Source organism: Streptomyces sp. NPDC048415 (assembly GCF_040651675.1).
GTDB lineage: Bacteria > Actinomycetota > Actinomycetes > Streptomycetales > Streptomycetaceae > Streptomyces.
Genome location: NZ_JBEZKJ010000002.1, coordinates 240374 through 257698, shown reverse-complemented (window position 1 = coordinate 257698; position 17325 = coordinate 240374). Strand labels below are relative to the sequence as shown.

General features: G+C 70.0%; 15 protein-coding genes, 1 tRNA gene and 1 pseudogene. 13 read left to right on the top strand and 4 right to left on the bottom strand.

What is annotated here, in order from left to right; all coding sequences use genetic code 11:
• Positions 1 to 68 precede the first annotated feature (68 nt).
• From AB0D27_RS02790 to AB0D27_RS02755, 8 genes and pseudogenes are all read left to right on the top strand, one after another.
• A complete protein-coding gene (locus AB0D27_RS02790; protein ID WP_362501273.1) occupies positions 69 to 923 on the top strand; it encodes a hypothetical protein in 855 nt (284 codons plus the stop codon).
• Positions 924 to 1127: 204 nt separating this feature from the next.
• A complete protein-coding gene (locus AB0D27_RS02785) occupies positions 1128 to 1886 on the top strand; it encodes a GntR family transcriptional regulator (protein ID WP_362501271.1) in 759 nt (252 codons plus the stop codon).
• Between the two features lie 131 nt (positions 1887 to 2017).
• Entirely contained in the window at positions 2018 to 3142 is a 1125-nt protein-coding gene (locus tag AB0D27_RS02780) for a TIGR03364 family FAD-dependent oxidoreductase (protein WP_362501269.1), read from the top strand.
• Positions 3136 to 3837, top strand: coding sequence for an HAD family hydrolase (locus AB0D27_RS02775; RefSeq protein ID WP_362501267.1), 702 nt, complete (start codon positions 3136 to 3138; stop codon positions 3835 to 3837). The genes AB0D27_RS02780 and AB0D27_RS02775 overlap by 7 nt, the downstream gene beginning before the upstream one ends.
• A pseudogene (locus AB0D27_RS02770) lies at positions 3834 to 4099 on the top strand (ATP-binding cassette domain-containing protein); the annotation flags it as partial. The gene AB0D27_RS02775 and the pseudogene AB0D27_RS02770, both read left to right, overlap by 4 nt.
• Positions 4100 to 4347: 248 nt before the next feature.
• On the top strand, positions 4348 to 5127 hold the full coding sequence (locus AB0D27_RS02765; RefSeq protein WP_362501265.1) for an HAD-IIA family hydrolase: 780 nt from the start codon (positions 4348 to 4350) through the stop codon (positions 5125 to 5127).
• 100 nt (positions 5128 to 5227) lie between these two features.
• A complete protein-coding gene (locus tag AB0D27_RS02760; RefSeq protein ID WP_362501263.1) occupies positions 5228 to 5806 on the top strand; it encodes a hypothetical protein in 579 nt (192 codons plus the stop codon).
• 1 nt (position 5807) lies between these two features.
• Positions 5808 to 6482 carry a class F sortase gene (locus tag AB0D27_RS02755; protein ID WP_362501261.1) on the top strand — a complete coding sequence of 225 codons (675 nt, stop codon included), beginning with the start codon at positions 5808 to 5810 and terminating at the stop codon, positions 6480 to 6482.
• A gap of 372 nt (positions 6483 to 6854) precedes the next feature.
• On the opposite strand, the gene AB0D27_RS02750 is transcribed toward AB0D27_RS02755, so the two are convergent.
• Positions 6855 to 7604 (bottom strand): ANTAR domain-containing protein, encoded by a 750-nt coding sequence (locus AB0D27_RS02750; protein WP_362501259.1) that lies wholly within the window; start codon positions 7602 to 7604, stop codon positions 6855 to 6857.
• Positions 7605 to 7777: 173 nt separating this feature from the next.
• On the opposite strand from AB0D27_RS02750, the gene AB0D27_RS02745 reads away from it, so the two are divergent.
• Positions 7778 to 8794, top strand: a complete 1017-nt coding sequence (locus tag AB0D27_RS02745; RefSeq protein WP_362501257.1) for a glycoside hydrolase family 6 protein — start codon at positions 7778 to 7780, stop codon at positions 8792 to 8794.
• 75 nt (positions 8795 to 8869) lie between these two features.
• On the opposite strand, the gene AB0D27_RS02740 is transcribed toward AB0D27_RS02745, so the two are convergent.
• The 3 genes from AB0D27_RS02740 to AB0D27_RS02730 all read right to left on the bottom strand — a co-directional run bounded on the left by AB0D27_RS02740 (position 8870) and on the right by AB0D27_RS02730 (position 13220).
• Positions 8870 to 10807, bottom strand: a complete 1938-nt coding sequence (locus AB0D27_RS02740) for a kelch motif-containing protein (RefSeq protein WP_362501255.1) — start codon at positions 10805 to 10807, stop codon at positions 8870 to 8872.
• Positions 10804 to 12753: a glycosyltransferase family 2 protein gene (locus AB0D27_RS02735; RefSeq protein WP_362501253.1), complete on the bottom strand. Its 1950-nt coding sequence runs from the start codon at positions 12751 to 12753 to the stop codon at positions 10804 to 10806. Before AB0D27_RS02735 ends, AB0D27_RS02740 begins: the two co-directional genes overlap by 4 nt.
• Before the next feature lie 393 nt (positions 12754 to 13146).
• Positions 13147 to 13220: transfer RNA gene (locus AB0D27_RS02730), tRNA-Lys, on the bottom strand.
• Between the two features lie 186 nt (positions 13221 to 13406).
• Between AB0D27_RS02730 and AB0D27_RS02725 the strand changes: the two genes are divergently transcribed.
• The 4 genes from AB0D27_RS02725 (at position 13407) to AB0D27_RS02710 (ending at position 17319) form a co-directional block, all read left to right on the top strand.
• On the top strand, positions 13407 to 14714 hold the full coding sequence (locus tag AB0D27_RS02725) for a peptidoglycan-binding protein (protein WP_362501251.1): 1308 nt from the start codon (positions 13407 to 13409) through the stop codon (positions 14712 to 14714).
• Between the two features lie 69 nt (positions 14715 to 14783).
• Positions 14784 to 15968 carry an SPFH domain-containing protein gene (locus AB0D27_RS02720; protein WP_362501249.1) on the top strand — a complete coding sequence of 395 codons (1185 nt, stop codon included), beginning with the start codon at positions 14784 to 14786 and terminating at the stop codon, positions 15966 to 15968.
• 154 nt (positions 15969 to 16122) lie between these two features.
• Positions 16123 to 16746 carry a lytic polysaccharide monooxygenase gene (locus tag AB0D27_RS02715; protein WP_362501247.1) on the top strand — a complete coding sequence of 208 codons (624 nt, stop codon included), beginning with the start codon at positions 16123 to 16125 and terminating at the stop codon, positions 16744 to 16746.
• A gap of 54 nt (positions 16747 to 16800) precedes the next feature.
• A complete protein-coding gene (locus AB0D27_RS02710) occupies positions 16801 to 17319 on the top strand; it encodes a DUF3592 domain-containing protein (protein ID WP_362501245.1) in 519 nt (172 codons plus the stop codon).
• Positions 17320 to 17325: the final 6 nt, after the last annotated feature.

Sequence of the window (17325 nt, the reverse complement as noted above, 5' to 3'; positions counted from 1 at the left end):
ATTGCCCGTTACCGCCGACGTTTCGACACCGACCGACCCCCGCCGTCCTCGATCGGCAAAGGCCCCTCATGCGACTGCGCACGTCTCTCCCGCCCATCCTGACCGCCGCCGCCCTCGCCCTGGGCCTGACCGCCCCGGCTTCCGCCGCCCCCCGCCCCAGCTGCGCCACGCCCCAGACCGGGGACTTCCCTCTCAAGACCCGGATCCACGGCGGCCCCACCGCCTACGAAGCCGGCGGTGACTTCGAGACCTGGTACATCGATCTCACCAACACCACCGCGCACACCTGCGGCGGCATTCACCCGGTCGTCGTCCTCGTGGACCAGAAGCGGGCGTTGCGGCCGGGGCAGGCGCGGCTGGAGTTCTATGAGGGTGAGCGGACCCATGCGGTGACGTTCCAGAAGAGCGACCGGGACGAGAACGTGGGCGCGTTCGACGACGGGTTCCCGGGGTTCACCGTGGGACCCGGGCGGACGCTCACCGTGAAAGTGCGCCTCTCGCTGACCTCCGACGCGACCGCGCCGAACGACATCGTCGCGAACGCGGCCGTCGTCCAGCGCCACAACGACGACGGCGACTGGGTAGGGCAGTCGAACGACTACCGGTTCCGCGTCGGGGACGGGGGCGAGGACCCGGTCGAGGCCGAGGCCGAGGACCAGGCCGGACGCACGGGCATCGACGGTGGCGCCAGCGCCAGCGCCAGCACCGGCAGCAGCACCAGTACCAGTACCGGTAGCGGTGACGGCAGCCGTAGCGGGAGCGGTGACACCGCAGGGGAGAGAGCGACGCCGTCCCCGGACGAGCTGGCCCGGACGGGGCATGGCGCGCCCCACTGGCTCGGCCTGACAGCGGGCCTGGCACTGCTCGCCGTCGGCGCCGCCCTGCTCGCCGCCTCCCGCCGGTCGCGCCCGCGCCGCCCCTGAGACGCGGACTTCGCGGGCGGCGCCTGTCGGTGCTGTCGCGGGATGGGGGCGTCGTCGGGAGGTCGCCGCTCCGCGCCGCCGCGGGATGCGCGGGGCACGGCCGTCCGCGTCGCCGCGAGAGGCGCCCCTCGCTCGGGCGCTCCCGTCCGCGTCGCCCCTGACACCTGGAACGCGTACGAGAATCCCGTCTGCGACGATCACCCCGTGGACTACCCGAACGACCAGGCCCCCGGCGCCCCCGTCCGGTCCGGCATCCCGGAGCACGGCCGTATCCCGAAGTACTACGCGGTGAAGGCGCATATCGCCCTGCTGATCGAGGAGTTGGGCGAGGGGGGCCCGCTCCCCACCGAGCGGGATCTCGCCGAGAGGTACGAGGTCGCCCGGGAGACCGTGCGGCAGGCGCTGCGTGAGCTGTTGCTGGAGGGGAAGCTGCGGCGGCAGGGGCGCGGGACAGTCGTCGCCGGGCCCAAGCTGGCACAGCCGCTCTCGCTGGCCAGTTACACCGAGGGCGTACGACGGCAGGGGCGCACCCCCGGCCGTACGCTCATCTCGCTCGACCGCTTCCCCTGCCCCGAGGCTCTCGCCGCCGAGGCCGGGCTCGAGCGCGGCGAACCCGTCTGGCACATGGAACGCGTGCTGCTCGCGGACGACGAGCGGGTCGGGCTCGAGAGCACGTACGTCGCCGTGGCCCGCGTGCCGGACCTCGACCGCGACTTCGACCCCGACTCCTCCTTCTACGCCTACCTCCACGACCGGCTCGGCATCGCCTTCGGTGACGCGGACGAGCGGATCGAGACCGTGCTGGCCACTCCGCGCGAGGCGTTGCTCATCGGTACGCCGCCCGCGTTGCCGATGCTGCTGATCCACCGGATCTCGCGGGACACCGAGGGACGGCCGCTGGAACGGGTGCGGACCCTTTACCGGGGGGACCGCTTCTCCTTCACCACCCACCTTCGAGGCTGAGACCGGGAGGGCTCGGACACTCCTGTCGATAACGAAGAGATAACGGGTCTAGCCCAAACGTGATGGGCAGTTCACCATCTGGTTGCCGGTCGGACCCGTCCGGTTCCCCCGTCCCCAGGAGCGTTGCCACCGTGAGAGTCATAGTCGTCGGCGCCGGTGTGGTGGGCACCCTGCATGCCTGGCAGGCAGTGGAGCGCGGCCACGAGGTCGTACAGATCGAGCGTGAGGCGGAGGCCCGCGGGGCCTCGCTGCGCAACTTCGGGCAGATCTGGGTGAGTGGTCGCGCCGGAGGAGAGGAGCTGGAAACCGCCCTGCGGGCACGGGAGTTGTGGGAGGAGATCGGGGTGCGCGTGCCCGGGCTCGGGTTTCGGGCCAACGGGTCACTGACCCCCGTACGCGGCGACCTGGAACGCGCCGTCGCCGAGGCCGCCCTGGCCCGCCCGGACGCCGCCGCCCGCGGCTACAAGCTGCTCACGGCGGACGAGGCCCGCGCGGTGAACCCGGCGCTGCGGGGCGCGTTCGACGCCGCCCTGTACTGCGAACGCGACGCCGCCGTCGAACCCCGCACCGCTCAACTCGCCCTTCGTTCCGAGCTGTTGAAGTCGCCGCGCTACACCTTCCTGCCGGGTCGCGAAGTCCGTGACGTCGTCGGGGAGCACGCCGTCCGCGACGATCACGGGGACGTGCACGACGGGGACGTCGTCGTACTGTGCACGGGGGCCTGGCTGGGCGGTCTCGTACGGGAACTGGCGGGTCCCGGTCTGCCCGTGCGGCGCGTACGGCTGCAGATGATGCAGACCGACCCGCTGGGCGAGCCGCTCACGACGTCCGTCGCCGACGCGGACAGCTTCCGGTACTACCCCGCGTACCGCGGCCCGGCCCTCGACGAACTCAACGCGCACGAGCCGCAGTCCACCACCGCCGCAGACCACCGGATGCAGCTCCTCATGGTGCAGCGCGCGGACGGCGGACTGACCATCGGCGACACCCATGAGTACGAGCACCCCTTCGCGTTCGACACCCTCGAAGACCCCTACGAGCACCTCACCGAGGTCGTCGAGTCCTTCCTCGGGCGGTCGCTGCCGAGGATCAGGCGGCGCTGGGCCGGGGTGTACGCGCAGTGCACGGACCCGAGCCGGGTCGTGCACCGGCAACGGGTGCGGGACGGGGTGTGGCTGGTCACCGGGCCCGGCGGGCGCGGCATGACCTGCTCACCCGCGATTGCCGAGACGACCGCCGACGAGCTGGGATGGTGACCGAGTTGGACGACATACGACTTGTGGTGCTCGACATGGCCGGGACCACCGTCGCCGACGGCGGGCTCGTCGAGCGGGCCTTCGCCACGGCCGCGGCCGAGCTGGGCGTCGAGCCCGGGTCCGCCGACCACGCGGAGAAGCTCGACTACGTCCGGGCCACCATGGGCGAGTCCAAGATCTCGGTCTTCCGCCATCTGTTCGGTGAGGAGTCCCTCGCCCAGCGGGCCAACTCCGCCTTCGAGAAGGCGTACGTGGAGCTCGTCGACGGCGGGCTCATCGCCCCGGTCGCCGGGGCGCGCGAGGCGATCGAGGAGCTGGCTCAGGACGGGCGGACGGTCGTGCTCACCACCGGGTTCGCCCGTGTGACCCAGGATGCCATCCTGGACGCCCTGGACTGGCGGGAGTTGGTGCCGCTCACCCTGTGTCCTGCCGACGCGGGGGGCCGCGGGCGGCCGTACCCCGACATGGTGCTGCAGGCGTTCGTGCGCACGCGCGTCGCGGAGGGCGTCCAGCAGATCGCCGTCGTGGGCGACACCTCGTACGACATGCTCAGCGGCGTACGCGCCGGCGCGGGCGTGGTGGCCGGTGTGCTCACCGGTGCGCACGAGGAGGAGGCGCTGCGCGCGGCGGGAGCCACACGGGTGCTCGCGTCCGTCGCCGAACTGCCCCGTCTGCTCAGGGGAGTCGGGCCATGAACGGCGGTATCCGCTTCGACCGGGTGTCCGTCGCGTACGGCGGCACCACGGTTCTCGATCCCTCGAGCTGACCGTCGGGCCCGGCGAGGTGATGGCCCTGCTCGGGCCGTCCGGATCCGGGAAGACCACCGCCCTGCGGGCCGTCGCCGGATTCGTGCGGCCCGCCTCCGGGCGGGTGTTCATCGGCGACCGCGATGTAACCGGTCTGCCGCCGTACCGGCGCGGGATCGGCATGGTGGTCCAGCAGTACGCGCTCTTCCCGCGTGTCGCCTTCGGCGGGGCGAAGCTGAAGCTCGATACGGGGGGTGCGGCGCGGGGCGCCTCGGCGACCTTGGCCACGCCCTGGGGAGCGCTCCTCGCACGGCGTGGAGATCTCCGAACCGGACTGGACCGAGATCGACAAGAACCTGCAGAGTTACGTCGAGGACTGGGAAAACGCGACCGGCAGCTGATCGCGAGGGATCGCTAGGCTGGGGCCACGCAGCACCGCGTACGTCAGGAGACCGGCACATGGCAGAGCGCAAGCCCATCGAATCGTGGCTCACCGACATGGACGGTGTGCTCATTCACGAGGGTGTGCCGATCCCCGGCGCCGACGCCTTCATCAAGAAGCTGCGGGAGTCCGGAAAGCCCTTCCTGGTGCTCACCAACAACTCGATCTACACCGCCCGCGACCTGCACGCCAGGCTCCGGCGCATGGGCCTGGACGTGCCGGTCGAGAACATCTGGACCTCGGCCCTGGCCACCGCCAAGTTCCTGGACGACCAGCGCCCGGGCGGCACGGCGTACGTCATCGGCGAGGCGGGCCTGACCACCTCGCTGCACGACATCGGGTACGTCCTGACCGACCACGAGCCGGACTACGTGGTCCTCGGCGAGACCCGTACGTACTCCTTCGAGGCCATGACCAAGGCCGTCCGGCTGATCAAGGACGGCGCCCGTTTCATCGCCACCAACCCGGACGAGACCGGCCCGTCCACGGAGGGCCCGCTGCCCGCCACCGGCGCGGTCGCCGCGCTGATCACCAAGGCGACCGGCAAGCAGCCGTACTTCGCGGGCAAGCCGAACCCGCTGATGATGCGCACGGGCCTGAACGCCATCGGGGCGCACTCCGAGACCAGCGCCATGATCGGCGACCGCATGGACACGGACGTGCTGGCCGGCCTCGAGGCCGGGATGGAGACGTTCCTGGTGCTCACGGGACTGACCACGCCCGCGGAGATCGAGCAGTACCCCTACCGGCCGTCGAAGATCGTGGACTCGATCGCGGACTTGGTCGACCGCGTCTAAACCATTCGGCACCCGTACGGAGCAGTCGCGGGCGCCTGCGGATGCGCCGAGCGGCCGACAGGGGGAGTCTCCAGGTAACTGGAGGTTCACGATGCGCTCAATGCGACTCACTCTCTGTGCCGGGGCGGTGGTCGCGGCCGGGTTCACTCCCACCGCGTACGCGGCCGACGCGGGCGGCGCGGGTGTCTTGGTGACGCCCGCGTCCCCCGGCCCCGGCGGCGACATCCAGCTGCGGGCGGCGGGCTGCGGGGAGCGGACGGGCACCGCGACGTCGGCCGCCTTCGTCGCGGACGCGCAGCTCACCGGCGAGGGCGGCGGCGCGCTCACCGGCGAGACGCGCGTGCTCAGCTCGCTCACCGCCGGCACCTACGACATCAAGATCAGCTGCGGCAGCCACGGCGACCAGGTCAAGGGCACGCTCACGGTGGCCCGGCAGGGGAGCACGCCGAATGCCACGCCGAGTGCCTCCGTGCACGCCTCGCCGGTCGCACCCGTGCACGCCTCGCCCGTCGCACCCGTGCACGCGGGCGGCGGCGGCACCGCGCACGTCGCCTCGGTGGAAGCCCGGGCGACCGGTCCCGGCACCAAGGAGGCGGTGATCGGTCTCGTCCTCGCGAGCGTCGCCGCGGCGGCCGTGGCGGTGCGCAGCGCGCGCCGGGGCCACGACCACCGCGACTGACATGGGCGACACGTCTCGCGAAGAGCGTTCCTCCGGTGCCGGGCGGCTGGTGACCGGGGTCGCCTGGGCGGTGCTGCTGCTCGGACTGTGGCTGTGGGGCCGTGAGGTGACGGACGTACGGCAGGGGATATCGGCGCCGACCACCGGGGACATCGCGGCCGTGGGGCGGCCGCCGGACGTGCGGCTGCCGCCCGCGCTCAAACCGCTCGGCAGCGCCCGGCCGCAGCGCATCGACATCCCGTCGATGCGGGTGCAGGCACCTGTCGTGGCCCGCGGCCTCGACGGGCGGGGCGCGATCGACCCGCCGCCCTTCGACCAGCCGGGCGTGGTCGGCTGGTACGCGGCGGGGGTGAAACCGGGTGCGGCCGGGACCGCGCTGTTCGTGGGGCATGTCGACACCGAGACACGGCCCGCGGTCTTCTACAAGCTCAGCGCGGTGCGGCGTGGCGACAGCGTCCGGGTGATCCGCGACGACGGGACGGTCGCCGAGTTCACCGTGGACGACGTCCAGGTGCTCTCCCGCGACCACTTCGACCCCCAACAGGCATATGGCGTACGGAAGTCGGGGCGGGCCGAACTGCGGCTCATCACCTGCGGCGGCACCTTCGACCGGACGAGCCGCACCTACACGGCGAACGTGATCGTGTCCGCGTATCTGACGGGCAGTGGACTGTGAGCCGCGCGGGCTGTCCGCAGGCGTCAGCCGAGCGGCCCGGTCGACGGGCAGCGGACTGTGAGCCGTGCGGCTGTCCGCAGGCGCAGCCGACCTGGCCCGGTCGACGACCCGCTCCCCCCAGGGCCGCCGACCGGGCTGGTCCTCGACCGCGCGCGCACGGGCTGCGGGAGTAACCCGGCGACCGGCGCGGGAGGTCTGGGGCCCGTCCGCGGGGTGTGCGGGCGGGGACAACCGGCCGGGGGCTGGGGCCGTTTGAGGCAACTCTAGAACGGATGAGCGTTCGAGCCTAGAGGCTGTTTGACGCCAAGTCGACACCTGGTGGCCCTGTGTCATCCGCGCAGGTGGGGCGTGCTTTCAGGCGAGCCGAGGTGGTCAGTCGCCCGGCCCGCACGGGTCCACCGAGCCGTCGATCACCCCGGCCACCACCTCCTCCAGCGGCAGCCGGTGCCGCCGCGCGTGCTGACGCAGCGTCCTGAACGCCCGGTCGGCGCCCGTGCCCCAGCGCTCCGCGAGCATGCCCTTCGCCTGCTCGATGCGGACGCGGCTGGACAGGGCCACCTGCAACTGCCCGGTCAGGGCGCGGTACTGCGCGTACAGCCGATGGTTTTGCAGGCCGACGGCCGCCGCGTCGGCGAGGACCTGGGCGAGCCGTACGCTCCAGTGCTCCTCGGGAGGTGCGTGGTGGTCGGGAAGGGCGGGCGCGAAGACGTTGAGCGCGCCGAGCAGGCTCTCGCGGCGGCGCAGCGGGACCGCGAAGGTCGCGGCGATGTCGTGGCGCAGCGCCCGCTGAGTGAAGTCCGGCCAGCGGGACGCGGCATGGGCGGCCCCGATCGAGACGGGCGGTACGGGCCGTCCCGTGCCGTAACTGTCGAGGCAGGGACCGCCGAGGTGCTGGACGGCCAACAGGTCGAGCGCGACGTCCTGTTGCCGGCTGCTGGCCGCGAGAGACACCGCCTCCCCGCCGTCGATCAGCATGATCCCGGCCGCCCGCGCGCCGACGATCTCCACGCAGTGGTCGGACACGCGTTGCAGATAGCGCTCGGCGTCGAAACTGTCGGACAGCGTGTCCGCGGCCTCCAACAGGGCCGACGCCAGCAGCGCTTCCCGGCTGCCGTGCTGCATGTCCCCTACCCCGATTCCGTTGGCCCCGTCCCCCCGGATTCCCTCGCTCAGCCGCGTCTACCCGAAGCGGCAGGGCTGTAACAGCTCTCCGACAAGGCTCGGGCGACCTCGTGGGCGGCACGACAGGTATGTCAGGATTGAGGCTTAGGACCGCGCACCCAAGGGGGAGTTGGATGTACGGCACAAGGGGGGCCGGGGTTCGGGCGTCCGTGGCGGTGGCGGGAGCGGCACTGCTGCTCGCGGGGTGTTTCTCCTCCGGGGGCGGCGGCCAGCACGAGGGGTCCGGCTCCAAGGTCACCCAACAGCCCAAGAACGCGGACCCGTTCTGGGTCAACCCGGACGGCAACGCGGCCGAGCAGGTCGCCACCTATGTGAAGTCGGGCAAGGACGACGACGCCGACCAGATCCGCAAGATCGCCGAGCAGCCGACCGGGGAGTGGATCGGCCCGGAGAACCCCGAGGCGGAGGCGCGCGGTTTCACCGAGGCCGCCGAGAAGGCCGACCGCGCCGCGATCCTGGTCCTCTACAACATTCCGCACCGCGACTGCGGCCAGTTCTCGCAAGGCGGCGCCGCCGACGGCAACGCCTACCGGGCCTGGATCGACGGGGTCGCGAGGGGAATCGAGGACCGCCCCGCCACGGTGATCCTCGAGCCGGACGCCCTCCTGCACCTGGTCAACCAGTGCACTCCGGCCGAGTTCCAGGAGGAGCGCTACGACCTCCTCAAGGGCGCCATCGGCAAGCTGAAGTCCCTCAAGAACACGAAGGTCTATCTGGACGCGGGCAACGCGGGCTGGGGTCACCCCGACCAGATCTTCCAGCCGCTGCAGCTGGCCGGCATCGACCAGGCCGACGGCTTCTCCGTCAACGTCTCCAACTTCTACTCGACGCAGGACTCCATCGCCTACGGCAGGCAACTGTCCGCGAAGGTCGGCGGCAAGCACTTCGTCATCGACACCAGCCGCAACGGCAAGGGTCCGTACACGGCCGACAAGGCCGACGAGAACTGGTGCAACCCGCCGGGTCGGGCGCTCGGCGAGAGCCCGACGACCAAGACCGCCGACCCGCTCGTCGACGCCTACCTCTGGGTCAAGCGTCCCGGCGAGTCGGACGGCACCTGCAAGGGCGGCCCGAAGGCGGGCCAGTGGTGGCCGGAGTACGCGCTGAGGCTGGCGAAGGCTTCCAAGTAGCGGCATCCGGTACGGGACCGGGGGCGCCCTCCGCGAGTAGCGGACGGCGCCCCCAGCAACGTAACCCTCGAGGGATCAGGGCACCTTGACCCACTGCGCCTTGCTCGGCGTCCCCTGATCGTCCGTCACGAACAGCATGTACCAGCCGGACTCGACTAGATTCCGGCTCTTCGGCACGGTCACCGTGATGCCGTTCTTCGTCTTCTTGAAGTCCAGTGCGATGGACCGCTGGTCGACGTCGGTGACATGGGTGGACGCGCTCGGCCGGATCAGCCGGGCCGTCTTGATGGACGAGGCGTGCGCCGAGGTGAAGGTCGCCGAGGCGCCGCGGGCGATCGTCTTCGGGCCGCCGGAGAGCGAGGGCCGCGCGTCGCGGTAGAGGTACGGCGGGGTGTAGATCTCGATGCGCTGCTCGAACGTGGCGGGCTTGGTGTTGGCCTTGTCGGCGTAGAGCGAGTTGGAGCCGAAGAACATCACGCGGCCGTCGGGCAGCAGGATCGAGCCCGAGTGGTAGTTGCGGCCCACCAGCGGGTCGGCCACCCGCTCGAAGCTGTCGGTCTTCGGCTGGTAGATCCGTGCCTGGAGGATGTTCGAGGCGTCGCGCCCGCGGTAGTCCTCGGAGCCGCCGGACACCAGCACGGTGTCGTCCGGCAGGATCGAGGACTGCGGATAGCGGGTGCCCTTGTCCAGCTCGGGCCCGTCCTTGAACGTCGGGTTCGGGCTCTTCAGGTCGATGAGCCGGGTCTTCTTGCTGGACAGCTTGGACTCGCCGACCCCGCCGCCGCCGATCACCAGATACTTCTCGTCCTGCGCGGGGGGCAGCAGCACCGTGCCGGACGTCTCCATCATGTTCGGGTCGCTCAGGCCCTTGAGCTTGGTGAACTTGTTGGTCTCCAGGTCCCAGACTCCGGGGTCGCGGCCCACGTTGTCGGGCCCGTAACCGGCGTTGGAACCCGAGTAGAAGAGCTTGCCGTTCTGCATCAGGGAGATCGCCGGGTAGGTCGGGAACTGCCGGATGCCCTTGGTGTACGTCCACTTCTTGGTCTTCGGGTCGAACACCTCGTTCTTGCCCGGCACCAGCTGGCCGATCTCGTCGAGACCGGAGAGGCTGAGGACCTTGCCGTCCGACAGGGTGGTCAGCGTCGGGTACCAGCGGGCCTCGTTCATCGGGTCGACCTTGATGTACTTCTCGGCGACCGGGTCGAACTCGTAGGCGTCCCTGATCCCCTGGAAGTCCTTCTTGTCCAGCGCGAGCTTTTGCGCGATGCCGTAGGTGTTGCGGGCGTCCGCGCCGGTCAGACCCTGGATCCGGTAGTTGTCCTGGGTGCCCGTCTCGTGCTTCTGGCCGCTCTTTTGCGCCTCGACGTAGATACGGCCGAGGCCCGGGTCGTTGCGCAGGAACTTGCCGGTCGCCTTGTCGAAGACCTTCTTGGCCCGCGGGACGAGCACCGGGTCCTTGGAGACGAACGTCTTGCCGTTCTCCTTGCCGGTGAACTTGGTGCCCGCGGGCAGCGTGATCGGCTTGTCGGGGTTCTCGTTGTGGACGACCATCAGGCCGCCGGCCTTGGTGACGTCCCCCTTCAGCGTCTCGTACCGCTTGGTGCCGCCGGCGATCAGCAGATTGCCGTTGGCGAGCTGCGTGTGCCCCGTGCAGAACAGGTCCGCCGGTGTCGGGATCGCCTTGATGGTTCCCTTGACCGGGTCCCAGATCCGGGTGTCGAACTTCTTCGCGTCGAAGTTGTCCTGATTGTTGCCCGAGCCCGCGATCAGCAGGATCTTGCCGGTGTGCAGCAGGGCCGCGTGGATGGTGTTGAGCCGGTACTGCTGGGGGAAATTGATGATGTCCCAGTGACCGTTGGCGGCTTTGTACTCCGGCTTGTTGATCGTGTACTGGTGGTATTTGTCCGATCCGAAGCGATACAGCCATGGACCGTTCATCCCGGCCAGAGCGAGCACCACCACCCCGGTTATCCCGAGGCGGCGGACACGGCGGCGGCGGGCACCGTCTTTCATTTCTTACGTCCCCCAAGGGCGATCTGCATGGTCTGGTCGTTGCCCCCGTGCGCGGCTGCCCAACTGGGCTTGTGCTGCGGCGAGTGCGGGGCGTGCTGCTCCTGCTGGGGCACGGAGGCCCCGGGCGGAACGGCGACGGACTCGGGCGGCACCGGCGGCTTCTTCCTCTCCTGGCGCATGGTCCAGCGCCAGGCGAAGATCGGCGAGGCGGTGATCAGCAGGGCGAAACAGGCCCAGGTGATCATCGCGGGGTGGGAGTGCCCGAGCAGGACGCCGGCGGCGATCGAGCCGGCGAAGACCAGAATGAAGAACAGATGGATCCGGAAGGTCCCGAACAGTGTGTCCGGGCTTGCCGAATCACCCTTGGGCGTCACCACGAACTTGCTCTTGCGGCGCAGTACGGCGTCCATGAGGGAGCGGGCGTAGATCGGCGCGGACAGGGCCGACATCACCATGCCCGCGACACCGCCCGAACCCTCCGGCTCGTGCGGGGAGACATTGTGCCGGCGGTTCCAGATGTACAGGCCGATCTGGAGCGCGGACGCGTTGCCGTACAGCATCAGCCAGACCGTCGGGTCGATGTTCACCCCGGATGCGCCGAGGCCCAGGAACAGCGCGCAACTCAGCGCGGCGAGGATCCAGTTGAGGGCCGACATCGGGTAGAAGATGATCATCATCGTGTAGTTGAAGAGCTTGCCCGGAGGCATCGAGAAGAAGCCCTTCCAGTACTGCTTGAGGATCGTCTCGTAGGTGCCCCGGGACCAGCGCAGCTGCTGGGTGAAGAAGTCCGTCCAGGCGCTCGGCCCCTCACCGACGGCGAGCACGTCCGGGGTGTACACGGACTTCCACTTCTTGCCGGTGGCCGGGTTCTTGGCGCGGTGCATCTCGAAGCCGGTCGCCATGTCCTCGGTGATCGAGTCGTACAGGCCGCCGATCTGCTGCAGCGCCTTGATGCGTACGGCGTTGGAGGTGCCCACGAACATGGGGGAACCGTAGAAGTTGCCGGCGCGCTGGATGAGGGCGTGGAAGAGGAACTGCTGCGACTCGGCGGCCTTGGTGACGAAGGTGTCGTAATTGCCGTACACCTGGGGGCCGATGACGAAGCCGACGTCCGGGTCGCGGAAGAAGCCGAGCATCCGCTCCAGGTAGTTGGGCAGCGGGACGTGGTCGGTGTCGACCGAGGCGAAGTAGTCGTAGTCGCCGCCGTGTGCTTCCAGCCAGGCGTTGTAGTTGCCGTGCTTGGTCTTGGCCCGGTGCGCGCCCTTGGCCTGGTTCCACTTCGCGACGCCCTTGCGGGAGAAGTGGTGCACACCCAGGCGCGCGCACACCTCCTTCACCTCCGGGTCGTCGCCCTCGTCGAGGAGCCAGACGTGCAGAAGCCCCCGGTGGCGCAGCTTGACGGCCGCCTCCAGGGTCTTCGTCACCATGGCGAGGGGCTCCTTGCCGGGCACGAAGGAGGTGAGGAAGGCGACTCTGGTACCGGTTTCGGGCACCACCGGGACCGGGTCGCGGGCGACCAGCGTGGCGTGCGCGTTCGACAGCACGTTCATGCAGCGGAAGAACTCGATCAGACCGATCGAGACCAGCATCACGATGTCGAGCGCCGGCAGGAAGTCGTAGGCGGGATAGTCCCGTTCGGTCCAGTGCTCGGGCTGCAGTAGCCAGCCGAGCAGGATCAGCGAGAGCAGCGGCGCGGCGCCCAGCATGAGGGCGGCCCGTATGCGGTGGGGCTCCTGCGACAGCAGCGACCGGTACTGGACCTTGTACGGCTTGTTCGGGTCGGGCTGTGTGAGGGGTCCGGCGAGGCGGCTGTAGTGCTCGTAGTCATATCTTGGAAGCGACTTCTTGATCCTGCGGAAGCCGCCGGTCCGGTGCGATGGCACCCGGAGCTGGGTCGTTTCTGACGGGTCGAAGTCCTGTCGGGCGCCCGTCGGCGTCGACGTCATGAGTCATCCCCCCGCACGCACGGTCACGTGCGTATTCGTCGGTTCTCTGTCGTCCGCTCGGGTCCCCCTCGACCGTCCCGGACGCGTCACTGGCCGGCCGCCCTCACCACATCATCCACACCAATAGACATGGAAAGACGGCCTTCCGGTTGCATGATGCCCCCCTCGGCATCGGTTCATGAACGGGGCCCCCAGCCCCCCACGGACACAACCGGCCATGCCCCCAACTGTCGCAACTGGCATGTATCGACAGTCCCTTGAAGCCCAGGGTTCTACGCCCTTCCTCATGATCGCAAGATGCGAAACGAGGTGTTAACCGGTCATACGCGCTAATTGGGACGTGTGTACGAAGAAGGGGCTCCCCCGCTGCTGCGAGGAAGCCCCTTCCGCCGGTGCGCCGCCAGGGACTCGAACCCCGGACCCGCTGATTAAGAGTCAGCTGCTCTAACCAACTGAGCTAGCGGCGCGCACTGACCCGAGAACTCTACCCGACCCGCGTGGGTGCTCCGGACCGAGAGGCTCCGGGGCAGGAGGGGCCGCCGGGGCCCGGGTACATCATTCGGACCGTCAACATGCGACAGCGGACGACAGTTGCGAAACTGACGCGTGTGCACAACCGCGTACATTTCGACCTGGAGTGTGAGGGGAATCGCATGGAGGCTCCGGTATTCGAGGAATTCGATCCCGCGAGCGACTGCGACTGCCCCGGATGCGTTCACTGGCGGCGCGTCATGCCCCCGTCCTCGCTGCCTGGGCCCGTCGGCCATCCGGCGGCCCGCAAGGCGCTCGTCATCGCCGCGGCGGCGGGCACCGTCCTCGGCGTGGGCCAGGCGACACCGGCGGTCGCGGCCGCGTACGGACCCGCTCGGCCGGGCGTTCCCGCAGGTGACGAGCCCGAAACCCCGCAGGGAGGCAAGGCCCCGCTGCACGGACCGTCCGGGAAGCCGGCGAAGCCCAGCACCGTGGCCAAGACGCCCACGACCTCCCGGGCCGAGATCATCAACCGGGCCAAGGAATGGGTCGCCGCGCGAGTGCCGTACGACATGGAGTCGTATTGGCCGGACGGCTACCGGCAGGACTGTTCCGGCTTTGTCTCGATGGCGTGGAACCTGCCGGGAAATGAATGGACGGGCAGCCTCGACACCTTTGGCCTACAGATTTCCCGCGATCAGCTGCAACCCGGCGACATTCTTCTCTTCCACAATCCGGAGAACCCCGAGAACGGCTCGCACGTCATCCTTTTCGGCGGCTGGACGGACTACACGCACAGCTATTACCTCGCGTACGAGCAGACCCGCCCGCAGACCCGGAAGCAGGCCACCCCGTACCCGTACTGGAGCAACTCCGACCGCTATGCGGCGTATCGCTACAAGGGGCTGGCGGAGGGCGTGAGCGGCGCGGGCGCGTCCACGACCGCCCGCTACCCGGGCTCCGCGTCCTTCGGGCCCGGCGCGGACAACTCGTACGTCACCCAGCTGGGCCGCCTCCTCGTGGAGCGGGGCGCGGGCCGCTTCTACACCTCGGGCCCGGGCCCGCGCTGGTCGGACGCGGACCGGCTGGCCACCCAGGCGTTCCAGCGGGCGCAGGGCTGGAGTGGCGCCGACGCGGACGGGCTGCCGGGGCCGCAGACGTGGTCGTACCTGGTGGGGAAGAAGGGCAAGGACATTCCGGCGCCCCCGGCGGGCAACCCCGGAACGAAGCCGGGCGCCTCCTCGCATGGGGTGCCCGGCTATCCCGGGCGCGGGATGTTCCGGCCCGGCGCGGACAACGAGTACGTCACCCGGCTCGGAAAGCGGCTGATCGAGAAGGGATTCGGCAAGTACTACACATCGGGGCCCGGGCCGCGCTGGGGCGAGGCGGACCGGCGCGGCGTCGAGGCGTTCCAGCGGGCACAGGGCTGGCGTGGCGGCGCGGCGGACGGCTGTCCGGGGCCGGAGACCTGGCGGCGGCTCTTCTTCTGAAAACCGGCACCACGGTGTTCCGGCGCAGCTCGTGATCACACTTCCAGGCGCGGAGGCATGGAGGCACCTATGAGTACGACGACTTCACACACCCCGGAGTCCGAGGGGGCGTCGTCCCGGCGCCCCGGCACCGAGGGCGCACCGGAGGGCGGCGCCGCGCGGTCCGCCCGGCTCATCCAGAACGAGGTGACCACCGAGATCCCCGTCCATCTGCTCTTCCGGGACGATCCCGAGCCGCTCTCGGTGCCGCTCGCGCCCGCCGTCGTGGGCCGCCGGCGCGGCACCGGCGAGCAGCCGCGCATCCGGCGGCCCGTACTTGGAAGGGCGCCGCGCCCGGTGCCGGAGGTGGACCCCGAGCTCGTGGAGCGGCCCGCGCGGGTGCTGCCCGGAGTGGCAGGTGTGCTGGCCGGGACCTGCGGTGTGGCCGGATGTGCGCTCACCTCGTGGTGGGCGGGCGTACTGCCGCATGCCGTGCTGGAAGCGCTGAAGCTGCCCGGGTACGCGGGCGCCGGGCTCGGACTCGCGCAGTGGGCGGCGTACGCCGGGGCCGTGACGCTCGGCCTGTTCGGGTTCGGCGGTCTCGCGCGCGGCCGGACCGGGCAGGCCTGGGTGCTCGGCCTCTTCGGGCGCTACCGCGGCACGGTCCGGCGCACCGGGCTGATGTGGGTCAACCCGCTGGTGCTGCGCCGCCGGGTCGACGTCCGGCTGCGGCACTGGCGCAGTGAGCCGATGTCCGCGGTCGACGCGAACGGGGTCGCGCTGCGGGTGGTCGTGCTCGTCGTCTGGCGCGTCAAGGACACCGCGCGCGCCACGCTCGCGGTGGAGGACCACCAGGCCTACCTGCGCGAGTGTGTGGAGGCGGCGCTCTCGCGGGTGCTCTCGCAGCTCCCGGCCGAGCTGCCGCCCGCCGTCGTCAAGGACGCCACCCTGCGCAACACGGAGGCCGTCGGCGAGGCGCTGACCCGGCTGGTGGCCGCGGACACGGCGCCGGTCGGCCTGCAGGTGTTCTCGGCGCAGCCGACTCGGATCGAGTACGCCCCCGAGATCGCCGCCGTGATGCAGCGCCGCCGTATCGCGACCCTGGACGCCCAGCACCGCGACACCGTGCTCAGCTCGGTCGTCGACTCGGTCGAGGACACGGTGACACGGCTGACCGTGCGGGGGCTCGTGGAGCTGGACGACTACGAACGCAAGGCGCTGGTGAAGGACCTGACGGTGGCGTTCTGTACGGGGCGCAGGGAGACGTCGTCGTGAGAGGGCCTTCCCGGAAACGCCGCCGCGATGGGTATGGACACGTCGTTGATATGGACACAGTCAACTCTCGGCAATAATCTGGGACTTGGTCTAGACCTGAGCTTGGCGCGCACAGCTCATGAGAACCTCCCCCACGTCCTCCAGGAGCGGCAGCATGCGCATACGGACGACCAGGAAAGCCAAGTTGTACGCGGCCGTCGTCGGCCTCGCCACGGCGGGCACCTTCGTGCTCTCCACCGGTGGCGCGGGCGCCCACGGCTACACCGACCAGCCCCTCAGCAGGCAGAAGTTGTGCTCCGCCAACGGTGGCAGTGTGGCCAACTGCGGTGACATCCAGTGGGAGCCGCAGAGCGTCGAGGGCCCCAAGGGCTTCCCGGCGGCCGGTCCGGCCGACGGCCAGATCTGCTCCGCGAACCACACCAACTTCGGCCAGCTCGACCAGCCCAGGACGCCGGCGGGCACGGCCTGGCCGACGACCAAGGTCACGGCGGGACAGAGCTACAGCTTCCGCTGGCAGTTCACCGCCGTGCACGCCACGACCGACTTCAAGTACTTCGTCACCAAGACCGGCTGGAACCAGAACCACGCGCTGACCCGCGCGGACCTGGAGACCACCCCGTTCCTGACGGTCCCCTACAACGGACAGCGCCCCCCGTCCACGTTCTCGCACACCGGCACCCTGCCGGCCGGCAAGAGTGGCCACCACATCGTTCTCGGCGTGTGGACGATCGCCGACACGGCGAACGCGTTCTACTCCTGCGCGGACGTCACTTTCTGAGGCTCCCTTGAGCCGCACCCCCGGCCCCGGAGGGTATGTTCCCCGCACGTCGACATGACCATGACGGCGTGCGGGGAGCTGTACCGAACACCGGGGGACCTGATGAGCCTGTTCTTCTACGCCATGCCCGGACTGATCATGGCAGTAGTGATCTTCGCGGCGGTCCGGGTGATCCGCCGCTCATGGGAGCTGCGCAGCGCCTGGAGCAGCGGGCTGACCGCCGAGGCGCGCTGCCTCAGGTCGTACACGACGACCAGCGGCGGCGGTGGCGACACCTCCGTCACCACGACACTGCACCACGTCTACGAGTTCATGACGCGCGAGGGCCGCACGGTCCGCTTCGAGGAGGGGAACGGTCCCTCGACCGTCGTCGAGGGCGACATCGTCACCGTGCACTACACGGCCACGCGCCCGGAGAAGGCCACGGCGCACGCGCCGAGCCCGGTAAAGGCCGCCGCGAGCACCATCGCCTTCCTGGTGTTCTTCGGCGTGATCATCGTCTTCTGCGTCGGCTTCATGGTCGCGTACCACGACATGTCCCAGGCGGACGACGGGTTCTTCGGCGGGATGTAGGGCGCA